We start from the raw sequence: 15,454 nt of genomic DNA, 5'->3' as shown, positions 1-15,454 counted from the left end.
TATTAAGCTATTCTATCAGGGATTAATAAGAATGGTATGGTTGTATTGCGCTTCAACTTTTCGGATAATAGAAAAACTTGCCACCAGGGATGAACAAATGACCCCGAATAACGAAAAACCGGTTCTCGTCGCCGGCGCTTCCGGTTACATTGGTGCCCGCCTGATTCCGGCTCTGCTGCAGGCCGGGTTCCGAGTGCGTGCCCTGGTTCGAACCCCGGAAAAGATCTTGTCCAGGGTCTGGGCGCAGAATGAGAGCCTCGAGATTGTCAAAGGCGACCTTCTCGATTACGAATCATTGGCCGCGGCCGCCAAGGGGTGCCGTGCTGCATACTACCTGGTCCATTCAATGGGCGTGCCCGGCTCCGATTTTGCCGAGATCGACCGGACCGCCGCGCGCAACATGGCTGCAGCATCGGAGGATGCAAAGCTCGAGCAGATCATCTATCTTGCCGGTCTCGGTGACGATCAATCGGAGCTCAGTCACCACCTGCAGTCACGCCGCGAAGTTGAAGAAGTTCTGAAAAGCGGATCGGTTCCGGTTACGGTATTGCGGGCAGCGATGATTATCGGCTCCGGCAGCGCTTCATTTGAAATCCTTCGCTACCTGGTTGAGCGGCTGCCGGTGATGATTACTCCGCGCTGGGTCGATACCGCCTGTCAGCCCATCGGGATTCGCAACGTTCTCAACTATCTGGTCGGGTGTCTTGACTCTGCCGGGACGATCGGTGAAACCTTTGATATCGGTCAGGAAGACGTAACCACCTACCGCCAGCTGATGGAAATCTTTGCTGAGGAAGCCGGATTGCGCCGCCGCCTGATCGTGCCGGTTCCGGTTCTGACGCCGCGTCTCAGCTCCTATTGGATCCACCTGGTGACACCGGTACCGGCTGCCCTGGCGCGACCGCTTGCCGAGGGTCTGAGTAACAGGGTTGTTTGTCAGGACTTGCGGATTCGCGAATTGATCCCGCAACAACTGTACGACTGCCGACAGGCGATCCGTCTGGCCCTGGTGCAGACCCGGAACCACGAGATTGAAAGCTCGTGGTTTGATGCCGGCGCTCTACCACCGGTCGAATGGATCGATCCGGCCGATCCGGAATGGGCCGGAGGGACCCGGTTTGTGGATGCCAGGGAGATAACCTTCGCTGCATCACGAGAAGAGGTGTGGGATGCCATCCTGAAAATCGGCGGCGGCACCGGCTGGTATTATGCCGATTGGCTCTGGGAGGTCCGCGGGATGATGGACCGTCTGGTCGGCGGCGTCGGATTGCAGCGCGGCCGCCGATGCCCGCTCGAGCTGGCCACCGGAGATGTCCTCGATTTCTGGCGGGTCAGGAAGGTCGAGAAGTTCCACTCCCTGCAACTGGTCGCCGAGATGAAATTGCCGGGATCAGCCATCCTTGAGTTTCGGATTGAGGAACAGAAGCCGGATGAAACCTGTCTGCAACTGAAAGCGCATTTTCTTCCGAACGGGCTGTTCGGCATTCTTTACTGGTACCTTGTTCTACCCTTCCATGGCCTGGTTTTCAACGGCATGCTGCGTGGCGTCGGCCGGCACCTCGAAAAGAAGGTTCTGGCCGGGCCGCAGCGAGTGACGACATGAAGATCGGGAAAAATATAATTTTTACCTTAATGTCGATTCTCGGAATTTCCGGCTGCACCGGCATACCCGTGGGGATTGAACCGGTAAGGGGCTTTGAGCTGAATCGTTATCTCGGCACATGGTATGAAATTGCCCGACTTGATCATCGTTTCGAGCGGGGGCTATCGAATGTTACCGCGACCTACAAACTCCGGCCGGATGGCGGTCTCGATGTGATCAACCGGGGGTACAATTACGAGAAGAAGGTCTGGAAAGAGGCGAAAGGTCGGGCTTATTTCGTTGCCGGGCCGGAAACCGGTCGCCTCAAGGTAACCTTTTTCTGGCCCTTTTACGGCGGTTATAATATTATCAATCTTGATAAGGAAGATTACCAGTACGCTCTTGTTTGTGGTCCGAATCGGGATTATCTCTGGCTTCTGGCCCGCCAGAAAAAAATCGATCAGGAGCTCATGCAGAAACTTTTTGCAAAAGCCGAATCGCTCGGTTTTGCTGTCGAGCGCTTGTTGATTGTTCGACATGAACACGATGACGCGGCACCATAGCTATCCAGGGAGATCCGGTAATGATTCTGTTTGAATGGACCGAGGATTACGAACTCAAAATCCCCAAGATTGATGATCAGCACAAGGAGCTGGTCAAGATGATCAATGAGCTTTATGCCGCACTCAAGTCGGAACATTCGAGTGAAACGGTCAATGTCGTCCTGAACCGGCTTTTGCAATATGTTGAAATTCATTTCGAAACGGAAGAAGCGGCGATGCGTCAGAACCATTATCCCGATTTCGATGGCCATATCTATTTGCACGACCTGCTGCGTGAAGAGGTTCTGGAGCTGAAAAAAGTCCAGTTGCAGGGTGGTGAGGTCGCGACCTTTGAACTTCTGAACTTTTTAACCGATTGGCTGAAAAACCATATTGCCAAAGCCGACCGCGCCTTTGGACAGTATCTGGTTAACCAGGGCCGCAGTCTTCTCGTCTGATTCTCTCAACCTGTTGAATCCGGATGGATAGCCTGATTGCCGACTCGGCCTGGACCGCCCTTTTTATCCTCAGTTTTCTGGCGGCAACCCTTGTCCCGCTCGGCTCGGAATGGCTGTTGGCGCTGCTGATTATGCAAAAATATGACCCGACCGTCTCCTTGCTGATCGCAACTTCCGGCAATACCCTTGGCGCCTGCACAACCTATGGCCTCGGCATTTATGGCAGTTCATGGGTGACGGAAAAGGTCTTGCGGATTGATCCTGAGAAAAGGTTGCGGGCGGAACAGTTTTATCAGCGCTATGGTTTCTGGTCATTGTTGTTTACCTGGCTGCCTGTCATTGGTGATCCGATCTGTCTGGTCGGGGGGATTTTGCGCATTAATTTCCCCCGGTTTGTTATTCTCGCCGGGCTTGGTAAACTTGCGCGATACACGATTGTTGTCTGGCTGGCATTGCAGGCGTCAGCTAGCTGAAACCGAAAAGGGAAGGTGTCACGAGTATGGTCTATTTTAAATGGCGCGAAGAGTATGAAACGGGTCTGCCGCAGATCGATCTGCAGCATACCATGATCGTCAATATGATTAACGAACTGTTCGTTGCGCTCGGTTCTTCTGCGGCAGACGTGACCGCCGGCAAAAACCTGGAAAAATTAGTGCTGTATGTCGAAGAACACTTCGCTTTCGAAGAGGCGGAGATGCGCCAGTATGGCTACCCCGACCTCGAGCCCCACCTGGCTGAGCACCGGCGGCTGCAAGCCGAGGTTCGGGCCATGTACGAAAGTTATCAGTCGAACCAACGGATTTCGGCTTTTGAACTGATTGAATTTCTCAAGGAATGGTTTCAGCAACATATTGCCGAAGTTGACGGCGAATTCGGCAAGCATTTTCGCAAGCTGAGTGAAGAGGCGCAAAAATCTTTTTTCAAGGAATAGATCCTGTCCAGGTCGCTTGAACCCGCTCCGGAAAACTGTATCGCTGGTGGATCATTACTGCCCGGTGGCGCGATAATGTGTACCCCGCCGCAATCCGGGTGGCTTTTGCCAAACGTCTTCAGTCTGAAGGCTGACCCGTCCCCCCGCCGTATGCCCGGCAAATAAATTCGACCAAGTCCTGACCTCCGGCATAACCGTCACTGCCGGCACTATAGCCGCATCCGCAATTGCTTATGGCTGAAACTCCCTGATTCGATTCCTGCCAGATTGACCTGCCGTCCCTTAGAAAATGGCTGAAGTCAAGGGAAGGGGGTCAGGAACGGATTTTTTTCGGCACACAGAGATTGCGACCGTGGTTGGCCATCCCTTTGCAGATCTCACATTTATAGTGCGGATGCCTGGTCAGTTTTTTCAGCTCGGACCGGCTGAGCTTTGTTTTCAACACGCAGAGATGCTGGTGATGTTCTTCCGGATTCTGGCAATTCAGCTCGGTTGTCATGCATCCCTCCTTTTGGTCATTAGATTATACCGCAGGTTTTCTCCGGGACCAGCCGGATCGCAACCGCACTTGTAGGTGTTTCGTCAGGTGTTATCTTATATATACATCCGAAGTTGCCAAAGGAAACCATCATGAATGCATCCGAATTGTTTGTCAGTGCGCTTGAAAACGAGGGCGTTAATGTTGTTTACGGTGTGCCGGGCGAAGAGAATCTCGATCTCCTCGATGCGATCCGGAAATCTTCAATTGAGCTCATCCTGACCCGCCATGAACAGGGGGCCGGGTTCATGGCGGCCACCTACGGCCGATTGACCGGCAAGGTGGGGGTCTGCCTCGCCACCCTCGGTCCGGGCGCGACCAACCTGGTGACAGCGGCTGCCTATGCCCAGCTCGGGGCGTTCCCGATGATGATGATCACCGGGCAGAAACCGATCAAAAAAAGCAAACAGGGGCAGTTCCAGATCGTCGACGTGGTCAGGATGATGGAGCCTCTGACCAAGTATTCACGGCAGATCGTAAACGTCAGCCGGATCGCCTCAACGGTTCGCGAGGCCTTCCGGGTCGCCCAGGAAGAGCGCCCGGGAGCCGTTCATCTCGAGTTTCCCGAGGATGTCTCCGCCGAACAGGTCGAAGGAGAGACGCATCTTTTCCAGGTCAGCCATGCCCGCCGTCCCGAGGCTGATGACAAGGTCATCAAAGAGGCAGCAAAGATGATCAGGGCCGCTGAGTATCCGCTGCTGCTGATCGGCGCCGGCGCCAACCGCAAACTGGTCCGCAAGGCGTTGAGTGAGTTTGTCGACCGGACCGGAGTCTATTTTTTCAATACCCAGATGGGCAAGGGAGTAGTCGACGAACACAACCCCCGTTTTCTCGGAACGGCGGCGCTCTCGGAAAACGATTATATCCATTGCGCCATTGATCGATCCGATCTGGTGATCAATGTCGGGCATGACGTCGTCGAAAAACCACCTTTTTTCATGGAACATAATGGGCGCAAGGTGATTCATGTGAATTTCAATTCGGCGACCGTCGACAATGTCTATTTCCCGCAACAGGAAGTTGTCGGTGATATTTCGAGCAGTATCTTTCGGCTCACCGAAGAAGTCGGTGAACTGGAAAAAGATTTTTCCTATTTCCAGAGGGTACGGGCGAATTTATGTGAGCATCTGCGCGAAAAAACCAGCGATTCAGGATATCCGCTCAAGCCGCAACGGATCGTTGCCGATGTGCGCCGGGTGATGCCCGATAACGGTGTGCTTGCCATGGATAACGGGATGTACAAGATTTGGTTTGCCCGCAACTATCTCGCCTCCGAACCGAACTCCGTTCTGCTCGATAACGCCCTTGCCTCGATGGGAGCCGGTCTCCCTTCGGCGATGGAAGTGGCCCGGATCTATCCCTCCCGGCGGGTTATGGCGGTGACCGGTGACGGCGGCTTTATGATGAACTGCCAGGAACTGGAGACGGCCGTTCGCCTCGGCCTTGATCTGGTCGTCCTGATCCTCAATGATTCTGCCTACGGAATGATCCGCTGGAAGCAGTACAGCATGGGGTTCGAGGATTTCGGCCTCGAATTCACGAACCCTGATTTTGTCAAATTTGCCGAAAGCTTCGGTGCGCATGGCCACCGGGTTGAACAGGCGGAGGATTTTTTACCATTGCTTGAGTCCTGTTTTTCGGACGGCGGTCTGCATCTGATCGATGTGCCGATCGACTATTCGGAAAACAACCAGGTTCTGGTTGATGAGCTCAAGGAGAAGGTTTGCCTGATCTGAGGCTTTCCCTAGGTTTTTGGTGCATCGATCGACAATGCGAGAATCCGGCTGATCTCGGCCAGGCCATATCCCGACTCGTCTGACCAGAGATTGCAGGCATCCTGGACTCTCTTCTTATCAGCCTTGCCTGTCGGCTGTCTACTGACGACTCCGGCGTCGATCAGGGCGGCAACCCCGTCGCGCGACAGGGCAAAACCGTCCTTGCCCATGGCGCGCAGGAAGTACTGGGCGGTCATGCCGCCGAGCCGGGCTCCGTTGCGGCCGAGGTAATCGAGCAGGCCGACAAAATCATCTGCCGGCCAGTCGGCAACCATTCGACCGAATGAACCATGTTCGCGGCCGGCTTCAATGATCATCACCGCATTGTGCGGTACCGTCAGGATTTTTTGCCGATTGCGGACAATTCGTTGGTCGCGGCAAAGCGCATCTTCCTCGTCGGGAGAGAGGCCGGCACAGCGTGCCGGATCGAAATTCCAGAATGCCTCTTCAAAGCCGGGCCACTTGTGGTCGATGATCTTCCAGACGAATCCGGCCTTGAACACGGCCCGGGTCATGCCCGACAACCAGCGGTCATCGGTGATCGTTCCCAGCTGCTTTGCCGTTTTGATGCCATCCGGCAGCAGTTTTTTCAACTCATTCATGCCGCCCTTGCGCCGGGCTGCCCGTTCAGTGATTTCGGCAAAGGTTTTCATTCAGGGCCTCCTCGTTGCCATTCTGTTGACAGCGTCCGGCTCGCGGGAATCCATCATGCCGGAAATTTGGTTTTTGTCTTCTTGTCTCAGCGGTTGTTCTCGCCTATAATTCCGATGATGCAGGAGGCGACATGGCGCGGTTACTGATTATCGAAAATGGCAAACTGAAAACGGAGATCCCGCTACTCGGTGATTCGACCCGGATCGGCCGGGAGAAGTTGAGCCATGTGCGGATCAACGAGGCGACCGTCTCCCGCTATCACGCCGAAATTTTCCGCCGCGGCGAAGCGTATTTTCTCGAAGACAAGAGAAGCACCAACGGCACCCGCCTGAACGGTCGATTGGTCACCGAAAAAATCATCCTAGAAAACAAGGATAAGATTGCCATAGGCAATTCTGTCCTGATATTTGAAAAAGCGGCAGTTGCAGAAGCCGGGCGGTTCCCGGATGAATTTGACAGTTCGGCGACGGTTTATGATCTGCTCAAACATAAATAGGCGCAATCTTCGGTCCGGCCGGCTTCTTTTCTGAACGCTATTTATTCCGGAATCAGAACAAGATCAAAAGTTGCTTTTTTCGACTTTTTCTTCGGGTAATGCTGGGTAATCAGTTCCCGGTATCCGGGCATGTTGACAATGATATGGATGTGCGGAGGGCGACTCCCGTAGGCGACCGGCAGATGGCTTTCGAACCGGTATTTCCCCTCCGGGTCGGCAAAAAGAGTTGCCCGCCACTCATCGCCGTAACGGCCGTCAGGGCCGTTCATCCAGATTTCGATTTTCGCTCCTGGAATAATAGAACAGTCGGCGGCCGATTTGACAGCGCCGGTCAGAAGGTATCCTTCACCGATCTTGTGCCGCTCCGGGGCGTCGGCGCGGTAAAACGGACCATCGGCGTCAGGGCGTGTCGGCTGGCAACGGAAAGTCTCGGTGGCGGAAGCAACCAACGGTCCTGAAAGAAAAAGCAAGATCATGGAAATTGTCTTCAGTGCTCGTCACATCATGTCACAATTATAACAGACCGGGATTCACAGGCGAAACAGCATCCTTGCGGCAGGTGATATTCTGAATGCGTTGCCTTTGATCGAGGGTGAAGACCAGGTCGGCCCGCTCCGGCATCTCCTTCAACATGCTGCAGCTGATGCGCTCATAATGCTGGATGAACCTTTCTATTTGCTCTCGATTCATAATGCGTGAGGCCGAATCGTTATCACCTTGTTGTGCCCGCAACTGCTCTTCCTGTTTTAAGCGCCACTCATAGACCTGCTCCATGCCTGGAACTTTCAACATCAGGAGAATGTCGATCGCGGCGAATAGCTCAAGGTAGGAGCCGGAAAGTTCGTCGTTAACAAATCGGCGCCATATCCCTTCTGTGTCTTCCTGCCGCTCGAGATTGTTGACCGGCTGATGCAGCTCGGCTTCAGTTTGCGGCATCGCCCCGACACACCATCCTTCAAAAATAATCAGATCGAATGGGCCTTCAACGATTTTCCACTGATCGGGGGGAAGCCGATCGTCAATGGCCTTGTCGAACACCGGAAGATGGGCCATGTCTCCCTCGCCCGCGACCTTGAGTTGTTGGAGCAGGTAGAGTCCGAGTAGAGGGTCGTGCGTGCCGGGAACGCCACGCGTTGCCAGCAGCGGGTGGACATCAACCGCCAGCTGCTGCCTTTCGGCGTGGCTGAGATAAATATCGTCGATCGAAAAAGTGACTCCCTTTTTATCGAAGCCCTGGGCAAGAATTTCGATAAGCAAACCGGAGAGGGTTGATTTGCCCGCCCCCTGGCCACCGCTGACACCGAGAATACGACAACCTTTTTCGTCTATTTCCCGGGCAAGATAAGCGGCCAGGGGCAGGTAGGCCGTTTCGATCACCTGCCAGATTTCGACCGGCAGACCTCTCTTCTTTATCCAGCTTTCAAGGTTTGGCCGGAGACGACGCAGCAGATTCTCGCGGTGTGGTTCGGATAGATAATTATCAACTTCGGGCCAGAGTGATTGATTCATGACTTTTCCTTGTTGTCTCGATCCCGGAAGGGTACCATACTGATTGCAAAAAGAGAATCGGAGTGAAGCCGGAATGGCTGAGATATCACAACTTCCCTGGAATGAAAATTGTTTGCCGCTGATGCTGGCACCGATGCAGGGCCTGACCAACCGGGCCATGCGCCGGGCGTTGATTGACTGGGTACATCCCGACACCGTATTTACCGAGTTTGTCCGGGTCTGCGCGGTTTCGCGCAAAAGGATCGCCAACAGCGACCGCATCGAGGCCGGCGCCGTGCACGGCGACGTGCCGCTGGTCGTGCAACTGGTTGGCAACAGTGCCGAAGGCCTGATCAAGGCGGCGCAGGAAGTTGCTGCCCGGGGCGCGAAGCATCTCAATCTCAATATGGGCTGTCCTTATGGTCGAATGACGACCGGCCAGACCGGCGGCGCCATGCTCAAGGATCCGGGTCGGCTGCCCGAAATACTGAGCGGATTGCGCGAATCATTCACGGGAACCCTTTCGGTCAAGCTGAGAGCCGGATTCGATGATCAGCGACAGATCTTTGCCGTCCTGCCGATGTTCGAAACGGCCGGCGTCGATTTTCTGGTGCTCCATCCCCGGCTGGTTATTCAGAAATATAGCGGCAAGGCCGATCACCGGGTCACCACCGAAGTCGTCAGGGCAACAGCGCTGCCGGTTATCGCCAATGGCGATATCTTCACGGCGGATGTCGGGTGGCGTATTCTTGAGCAGACCGGCGCCGCCGGCCTGATGCTCGGTCGTGGCGTGTTCTCGGATCCGCTATTATTTGAACGGTTGCGCCGAAACGAGTTTCATCAGCCGACGGCTGACGAAAAGGTCAGGAACCTCTGCCTCTTGCTGCAGCGGCTCTTCGACCCGTACGAAGAATTGTTTTGCGGACAAGCCCAGGTTCTGGCAAAATTGAAAGGGGTTCTGGCGGCGATCGAGGATACCGACCTGGTCGGATTTGCGCGGGAGCTGAAGCGGATCAGGACGTACAACCTTTTTCGCCAAAGGGTGCTCGCCGCCAGTCTGTCCGCTTGAAATCTATCAGCAGGGCTGTCGGAATGAACGTGTCGAGTTCGAGCCGGCGCTGTCCGCTTAGCCGCTCGCTAAAAGCTCCGAGCAGGTCAAACTCCTGTGTAAATAAATCCCGGAATTGCCAACGCAGTTCCGGGATCTTTAACGGATCAATGTCGCGAAAGTTCAGGGTGCAGTAATCATCGGAGAAAGATTCTCCCGACAGGTCGATATTGGGCAATCCGTGCAAACGGCAGGTCATCGGCCGGTAGCGGTAGACCAGGCAGCTCCCGGTATCGGACAGCAGCGGGCAGGGGGTCTGGTCATCTTCCGGCATCCGTTGCCATTCGTTGCCGGGCAGATCGTTAAGAATAAATGGTGGTCCGAATTGCGGCCAGCGTGACCGTAGCATCTGTACTCGGCTCCGGGCCTTACTCCGGCAGTTCTCTTGCTGTTGCTGCTCAAGCTCGGCAAAACCCTGCTGTAGCAGGGCGGCATCGAGCAGGCTGATATCGAACAGCCCGCGACAGCAGCCGCTGCAGTTCCTCTTGCATGAGACCTGATCGTCATACCGGGAAAGACAGCGATCAAACCACGCGTCGACCGTTTCCAGGAGTGCTTTGTATTGTGCGAGTATTGTTTGCAAAGAAGATCTTCTTAGATTTTGACCGATTGGCAGAGGTTGCGCTCTTTTTGCGCCTCGGCTTTGCATTTGGCACATCTATAATCTGCGTCAGCGGCCAGTTCCTGTATCTCACGTACCATTCCCTTCTTGCGCAATTTACAGATATGCTTGAAATGGTATTCCGGCAACAAACAATCGTCAGGAATCTCATCACTCATCGGTTTCTCCATACTCCGGCAGGTTAATATCATCTTAGCGGTCCCTGTGCCGAATGCAAGGCTGGCAGCTGGCATATAGTGACCCAGCAAAAGTATGTTGACGCATGGCAGCTTTGGTTATATGGCGATTGAAATGACCGGATTCAGCGGCTGTTTTACGGTCCGGGAATGTCACTTCTATGCAAAGCTGAATATTTCCAGTGCCTTTTACAGCCGAGGTCAACTTGGCAAAAATTTTGCTGTAAAGCCGAGTGGCAAATGAGACTGTTCATAACTGACGGTTTAGATGCCAGGGGCCCGTAGCTGCAGCTGCGGGCCTTTTTTCTCGACGATCAGATCCTTTTCGGCTGGCAGAGGTTCTCGCCCTGATCGGCCTTCAGATCACAGCGCAGACAGCGATAAGCCGGGTTCAGCGTCAACTGATCGACCTCCTGCTTGCTGATGTGCCTGAGAATGCAAAGGTGCATCCTGTGATAAGCCGGTTGCTGACAATCCCCAGGGGGCTTGTTGTTGTCGGGCATGATTCAGCCTCTCTTCCGCTGCTTCAGAGAATCTGGCTCAGGAACAGCTTGGTCCTCTCGTTTTGCGGATTGCCGAAAATTTCCTCCGGCGTTCCTTCTTCCACCAGTTTGCCGGCATCCATGAACAGAACCCGATCGGCGACTTCCCTGGCAAAGCCCATCTCATGGGTCACGACGACCATGGTCATCCCCTCTTTGGCCAACTGTTTCATGACATCGAGAACTTCGCCGACCATCTCCGGGTCGAGGGCGCTGGTCGGCTCATCAAAGAGCATGATCTTCGGATCCATCGCCAGGGCCCGGGCGATGGCCACCCGTTGCTGCTGGCCGCCGGAGAGGCGTGACGGGTATTCCGATTCTTTTTCGGCAATGCCGACCTTGACCAGAAGCTCGCGGGCTTTCTTCTCGGCGGCTGCCCGATCGCGCTTGCGCACAACCTGTTGCGCAAGGGTGATGTTTTCAAGGACCGATTTGTGCGGGAACAGGTTGAATTGCTGGAATACCATGCCGACTTCGGCCCGAATCTTGTTGAGGTCGGTCTTGCGGTTCGCCAGGTCCATGCCGTCGATTTCGATATGGCCGGCTTCAAATGTTTCCAGTCCGTTGAGGCAGCGCAGGAAGGTAGATTTGCCGGAACCTGAAGGTCCGATAATGACCACAACCTCGGCTTTTTTGACATCGGTCGAGACATTGTCTACAGCGCGAACTTCCTGGCCGCGCCCGGTAAATATTTTTTCGACGTTTCTGGCTTTAATCACTGACTGCAAGCCTCCGTTCAAGGTAGAAAACCAGCTGCGAGAGAACCGATGTGACAATCAGGTACATGGCGGCAACGGTCAGCCAGATTTCAAATGTTGCAAAGGTGCTGGTGATGATTTCCCGGCCCGATTTGGTCAGATCGGTAATGGCGATGACCGAGACCAGCGATGAATCCTTGATCAGGCTGATGAACTGTCCGGCCAGCGGCGGGAGTATCCGTTTGAAAGCCTGCGGCAGGATAATGTGCCACATCGACTGAATCAGGTTCATGCCGACCGAGCGGGCCGCCTCCATCTGCCCCCGCGAGATCGACTGAATGCCGGCGCGGACGATCTCGGCAACATAAGCGCCGGCGAAAATGGCCAGGGCTCCCATCCCGGCGACGTTGCGGCTCAGGTCGAAGACCGTACCGATAAAGAAATAAGCGATAAAGATCTGCACCAGCAGCGGCGTGCCGCGGATAAATTCGACGTAGAGGGCGGCGAGGCTGCGCACCGTGTAGTTGCGCGAAATTCGGGCCAGACCGACCAGCAGTCCGATGATCAGCGCCAGAACGCTGGCGCCGGCCGAGAGCCAGAGCGTCGTCCAGAGTCCGGTCATCAGCGGACCGAAACGCCACTGTTTGGTAAATCCGACCGTATCGTCTGCAAACAGCTCTTCGCCCTCGCTGACGCGCAAGGTCTCACTGTCAATCTTGACGGTTACCGTTTCACCGGTTTCGGAAGTCAGGATGAGCTTTGTGGTCTGTCCCGATTCGGAGATAGTGCTGACAACGCCGTCAAAGGGGATCTTCTGTGAGGTTTCAGCTTCGTAGAAAAAATACTGTGGAACGCGTTCCCAGCGCCAGGTGTAGTCAATCCTTTTGGCGGCCCCCCAGATGCCGGCGGCCATCCCGATCAGGATGACCGCCAACAGGAGTTTCCAGAACCACAGTTTCGGTGTGGTATGCAAAGTAAAGATCCTTCCGCTTTCTTTTTACTGCAGATCCTTCAGCCAGGCATCATCTTCAAACCATTTCCGGTAGATCTTGTCGTAGGTGCCGTCGTTCCTGGCCTGGTTAAGGAAGTTGTTGAGCCAATTGACGAAGTCGTAATCACCCTTGCGGATTGCCCAGGCGAGGGGTTCGTAGGTGAAGGATTTGTCGAGGTGCACCATTTTGCCCTGACCGCGCTGGACAAAGGCAGCAGCATTATAGGGCAAGTCGTAGATAAATGCATCAATCTTGCCGTTGGCCAGTTCCAGTACTCCTTCCTGCTCGGTTTCGTAAGAGATGTACCTGGCCCGCGGAATCATCCGTTTGGTTGCCTGCTCGCCGGTGGTGCCGAGCTTCGAGGCGACGGTGTACTTCTTGTCGTTGAGATCCTTGTACGACTTGACCTTCCCGGCAAGGCTCTTTTTGAGCAGAATGGTCTGGCCGATAACGATGTAGGGTTCGGCGAAGTTGATCTTCATGTTGCGCTGCTGGGTCAGGGTCATGCCGGACATGATGATGTCGAATTTTTTGGTCAGAAGGGCCGGGATAATACCGTCCCAGGCCGTCGAAACCAGCTCGAGTTCGACGTCCATCGCCTTGGCCATACGCTTGGCCATGTCAACATCAAAACCGATAATTTCACCCTTTTTATTGGTCAGCTCGAACGGCATATAGCCGGGCTCCATGCCGACCCGCAAGGTGCCGCGCTTCTGGATTTCTTCGAGAGTTCCGGCGAAGGCCGGCATAGTGATGACGCTGAGGACCAGGGGCAGGGCGAGCAGCAGAGAGAGTATCTTTTTCATGTTTTCCTCCTTGATTTTTTATCTGGCAATTAAGGGCTCAGTATGATTTCCCTTCATCGAGAAGTTCGCTGATGATCATTGGAATATTGCAGTCCGGGCAATTCGGGATATCCTGTTCGGGGATGTAGATGATTCTGGTGAGTTTGCAGCGGGGGCACTTGATCTGAATCGGTTCCTTTTTCCCTCGGTCCATGCTATGCTCCCGCCTCGTTTGGTGTTGGCAAACTTTTATTCGGGTGGCTAAAACGCTTATAGCACACCCGCAAACCAAGTTACAACCTCAAGCATCGATGCCGCCCCGGAAGTCGGGCTTGAAAGAGCTGCAAGAGTGAAATTGAGACAACCCAAGCGCGGACTTGCAGAGTTTCTGCTGGTGACCGTGACCATCTTCTGGGGAGGAACCTTCCCCCTGGTCAAGGAAGCGATCGTCGACTTGCCGGTCATGGCGTTTCTCTGGGTCCGTTTTGCCCTGGCGGCAATCCTGCTGGCGCTGCTCGCCGGCCCGAAGCTTTTGACCCTCGACCGGCGCGGCGTCAAACGCGGCGTTCTTCTCGGCTGCCTGCTTTTCCTCTCTTACCTGTTTCAGACCTGGGGGCTTGATCGCACCAGCTCCGCCAATACCGGCTTTCTGACCGGGCTTAATGTCGTCTGGGTGCCGCTGCTGGCCGGGCCGCTTCTGCAAAAGCCGCCGGCATTCGGGGCCAGGATCGGGGTCGGACTGGCTTTTGCCGGCCTGTTGCTGTTGACCTGGCAATCGCCCTGGCACCTCAATCCCGGGGATGCCCTGGTGTTTATCTGCTCGATTTTTATCGCTCTGCATATCCTCGGGCTCGATGCCTGGACCGCGGGCTATAATGGGCTCGCCCTCACCTGTGTGCAGATCACGACCATGGCGCTGCTCGCTTTTGTCGGCAGCTTCTTCTTCGAACCGTTCTTTTGGCCCCGCGTCTGGGATCAGCAGTTAGTGGTCGCCCTGCTCGTCTGCTCGGTTTTTGCGACGGTCTACGCCTTCTGGGTGATGACGACCTTCCAACGCCTGACGACCCCGACCCGGGCCGCCCTGATTTATACCCTGGAGCCGGTTTTTGCCGCCGCCGCCTCGGTCTGGCTGCTTGCCGAGCGGTTGACCGCAGTTGCCTGGTGCGGTGGGGTCCTGATTGTCCTCGGAATGATCGTTGCCGAATCATGGCCGCTGATCAGCCGGAAACTGGGGCAAGCTGATTGACTTTCCATAAATGTCGCGCATGCTATACGTAAGAAAAAGGAGTGTTTGCATGTCTATCTGGTTCCACCAACCGACCCTGAAGCAGCTCAATGAAAAAGCAAAACAGACGCTGCTCGAACAACTCGAGATGGTTTTTACCGAAGTCGGTGACGATTTCCTGGTTGCGACCATGCCGGTCGATCACCGTACGGTACAGCCGGCCGGTCTGCTGCATGGCGGTGCCTCGGCCGCTCTGGCCGAATCTCTCGGCAGCTACGGTGCCTACCTGACGGTCGATGCCCGAAAGTTCGACTGTGTCGGCATCGAGATCAACGCCAATCACGTGCGGGCCAAAACCGATGGTGTTGTCACCGGAACCGCTCGCCCGATTCATCTCGGACGAGCGACCCAGGTCTGGGACATCCGGATTGTCGACGAGCGGGAGCGGCTGATCTGCGTGTCGCGGTTGACGGTGGCGGTGGTTGCCAAGAGGTGATTGCTCTGTCCCCGTCTGCTTTTCGACTCTGATCGCCTGCCCTGAGTTGTCCTGTACTGAGCTCGCCGAAGTAGCCGAAGGGGACATCCATTGGAGCCTTTGACTTACCCCGGAGCTCTTGAGGCCGCCCTTTGGCACCGCGTTCACTCAACCGCAGCCCAACCGCAACCGCCACAGCGACGTGTTGCGTTTGCCTCAAGGCAAACTCCCCGGCAACACAATTGAACAGAAACAATCCAGCCCGCACAAAAAAGCCCCCTGCAAGGGAGCGGTTTCTTTGGTTCGTTTCTTTATCGCTTAATAAAGAAATGAACCCGGCTGCCGGGCCGGGACCCGGCGGTTCTTC

Annotated in this window: 19 protein-coding genes and 1 pseudogene; 10 read left to right on the top strand and 10 right to left on the bottom strand. The window is 55.1% G+C overall.

The window, feature by feature from the left end; genetic code table 11:
• The first annotated feature begins 97 nt into the window (after window positions 1–97).
• From C0623_13720 to C0623_13700, 5 genes are read left to right on the top strand one after another with little or no spacing between them, the layout of a single operon-like run.
• Complete coding sequence (locus C0623_13720; GenBank protein ID PLX98103.1) at window positions 98–1,603, top strand: DUF2867 domain-containing protein; 1,506 nt, start codon at window positions 98–100, stop codon at window positions 1,601–1,603.
• Window positions 1,600–2,145 (top strand): lipocalin, encoded by a 546-nt coding sequence (locus C0623_13715; protein PLX98102.1) that lies wholly within the window; start codon window positions 1,600–1,602, stop codon window positions 2,143–2,145. The genes C0623_13720 and C0623_13715 overlap by 4 nt, the downstream gene beginning before the upstream one ends.
• A 20-nt stretch (window positions 2,146–2,165) precedes the next feature.
• Window positions 2,166–2,582, top strand: coding sequence for a hemerythrin (locus C0623_13710; protein ID PLX98101.1), 417 nt, complete (start codon window positions 2,166–2,168; stop codon window positions 2,580–2,582).
• 23 nt (window positions 2,583–2,605) lie between these two features.
• Window positions 2,606–3,055, top strand: a complete 450-nt coding sequence (locus C0623_13705; protein ID PLX98100.1) for a hypothetical protein — start codon at window positions 2,606–2,608, stop codon at window positions 3,053–3,055.
• A 26-nt stretch (window positions 3,056–3,081) separates the two neighbouring features.
• The gene (locus C0623_13700) at window positions 3,082–3,513 is read left to right on the top strand and encodes a hemerythrin (GenBank protein ID PLX98099.1); all 432 of its coding nucleotides are present in this window, start codon (window positions 3,082–3,084) and stop codon (window positions 3,511–3,513) included.
• A gap of 23 nt (window positions 3,514–3,536) precedes the next feature.
• Here the strand turns inward: C0623_13700 and C0623_13695 are convergent.
• Window positions 3,537–3,748, bottom strand: a pseudogene (locus C0623_13695) (hypothetical protein).
• A 78-nt stretch (window positions 3,749–3,826) separates the two neighbouring features.
• Window positions 3,827–4,012, bottom strand: coding sequence for a hypothetical protein (locus C0623_13690; protein ID PLX98098.1), 186 nt, complete (start codon window positions 4,010–4,012; stop codon window positions 3,827–3,829).
• Between the two features lie 131 nt (window positions 4,013–4,143).
• Between C0623_13690 and C0623_13685 the strand changes: the two genes are divergently transcribed.
• Entirely contained in the window at window positions 4,144–5,787 is a 1,644-nt protein-coding gene (locus C0623_13685; protein ID PLX98097.1) for an acetolactate synthase large subunit, read from the top strand.
• Window positions 5,788–5,795: 8 nt separating this feature from the next.
• On the opposite strand, the gene C0623_13680 is transcribed toward C0623_13685, so the two are convergent.
• Complete coding sequence (locus C0623_13680; GenBank protein PLX98096.1) at window positions 5,796–6,479, bottom strand: 3-methyladenine DNA glycosylase; 684 nt, start codon at window positions 6,477–6,479, stop codon at window positions 5,796–5,798.
• Window positions 6,480–6,610: 131 nt separating this feature from the next.
• Here C0623_13680 and C0623_13675 point away from each other — a divergent pair, with 131 nt between their 5' ends.
• Window positions 6,611–6,976, top strand: a complete 366-nt coding sequence (locus C0623_13675) for a hypothetical protein (protein ID PLX98095.1) — start codon at window positions 6,611–6,613, stop codon at window positions 6,974–6,976.
• A 41-nt stretch (window positions 6,977–7,017) separates the two neighbouring features.
• On the opposite strand, the gene C0623_13670 is transcribed toward C0623_13675, so the two are convergent.
• Both C0623_13670 and C0623_13665 read right to left on the bottom strand, forming a co-directional pair.
• Window positions 7,018–7,452 (bottom strand): intradiol ring-cleavage dioxygenase, encoded by a 435-nt coding sequence (locus C0623_13670; GenBank protein ID PLX98094.1) that lies wholly within the window; start codon window positions 7,450–7,452, stop codon window positions 7,018–7,020.
• 37 nt (window positions 7,453–7,489) lie between these two features.
• Window positions 7,490–8,485 carry a hypothetical protein gene (locus C0623_13665; protein ID PLX98093.1) on the bottom strand — a complete coding sequence of 332 codons (996 nt, stop codon included), beginning with the start codon at window positions 8,483–8,485 and terminating at the stop codon, window positions 7,490–7,492.
• Window positions 8,486–8,606: 121 nt separating this feature from the next.
• Here C0623_13665 and C0623_13660 point away from each other — a divergent pair, with 121 nt between their 5' ends.
• Window positions 8,607–9,533, top strand: a complete 927-nt coding sequence (locus C0623_13660; protein ID PLX98147.1) for a dihydrouridine synthase — start codon at window positions 8,607–8,609, stop codon at window positions 9,531–9,533.
• Here the strand turns inward: C0623_13660 and C0623_13655 are convergent.
• From C0623_13655 to C0623_13635, 5 genes are all read right to left on the bottom strand, one after another.
• Window positions 9,478–10,155: a zinc/iron-chelating domain-containing protein gene (locus C0623_13655; protein PLX98092.1), complete on the bottom strand. Its 678-nt coding sequence runs from the start codon at window positions 10,153–10,155 to the stop codon at window positions 9,478–9,480. The genes C0623_13660 and C0623_13655 overlap by 56 nt on opposite strands.
• Before the next feature lie 11 nt (window positions 10,156–10,166).
• Window positions 10,167–10,364 carry a hypothetical protein gene (locus C0623_13650; GenBank protein ID PLX98091.1) on the bottom strand — a complete coding sequence of 66 codons (198 nt, stop codon included), beginning with the start codon at window positions 10,362–10,364 and terminating at the stop codon, window positions 10,167–10,169.
• 532 nt (window positions 10,365–10,896) lie between these two features.
• Window positions 10,897–11,631, bottom strand: a complete 735-nt coding sequence (locus C0623_13645; GenBank protein ID PLX98090.1) for a peptide ABC transporter ATP-binding protein — start codon at window positions 11,629–11,631, stop codon at window positions 10,897–10,899.
• Window positions 11,624–12,523 (bottom strand): ABC transporter permease, encoded by a 900-nt coding sequence (locus tag C0623_13640; protein ID PLX98146.1) that lies wholly within the window; start codon window positions 12,521–12,523, stop codon window positions 11,624–11,626. Before C0623_13640 ends, C0623_13645 begins: the two co-directional genes overlap by 8 nt.
• An 84-nt stretch (window positions 12,524–12,607) precedes the next feature.
• A complete protein-coding gene (locus tag C0623_13635; protein PLX98089.1) occupies window positions 12,608–13,408 on the bottom strand; it encodes an amino acid ABC transporter substrate-binding protein in 801 nt (266 codons plus the stop codon).
• A gap of 328 nt (window positions 13,409–13,736) precedes the next feature.
• Here C0623_13635 and C0623_13630 point away from each other — a divergent pair, with 328 nt between their 5' ends.
• Window positions 13,737–14,633: an EamA/RhaT family transporter gene (locus C0623_13630; GenBank protein PLX98088.1), complete on the top strand. Its 897-nt coding sequence runs from the start codon at window positions 13,737–13,739 to the stop codon at window positions 14,631–14,633.
• A 49-nt stretch (window positions 14,634–14,682) separates the two neighbouring features.
• Window positions 14,683–15,108, top strand: a complete 426-nt coding sequence (locus C0623_13625; protein ID PLX98087.1) for an esterase — start codon at window positions 14,683–14,685, stop codon at window positions 15,106–15,108.
• Window positions 15,109–15,454: the final 346 nt, after the last annotated feature.

It is taken from the genome of Desulfuromonas sp., from assembly GCA_002869615.1.
Taxonomy (GTDB): Bacteria; Desulfobacterota; Desulfuromonadia; order Desulfuromonadales; family UBA2294; genus BM707.
The sequence above is the reverse complement of the archived record's forward strand: the minus strand, read 5'-3'. Positions and strand labels throughout refer to the sequence as shown.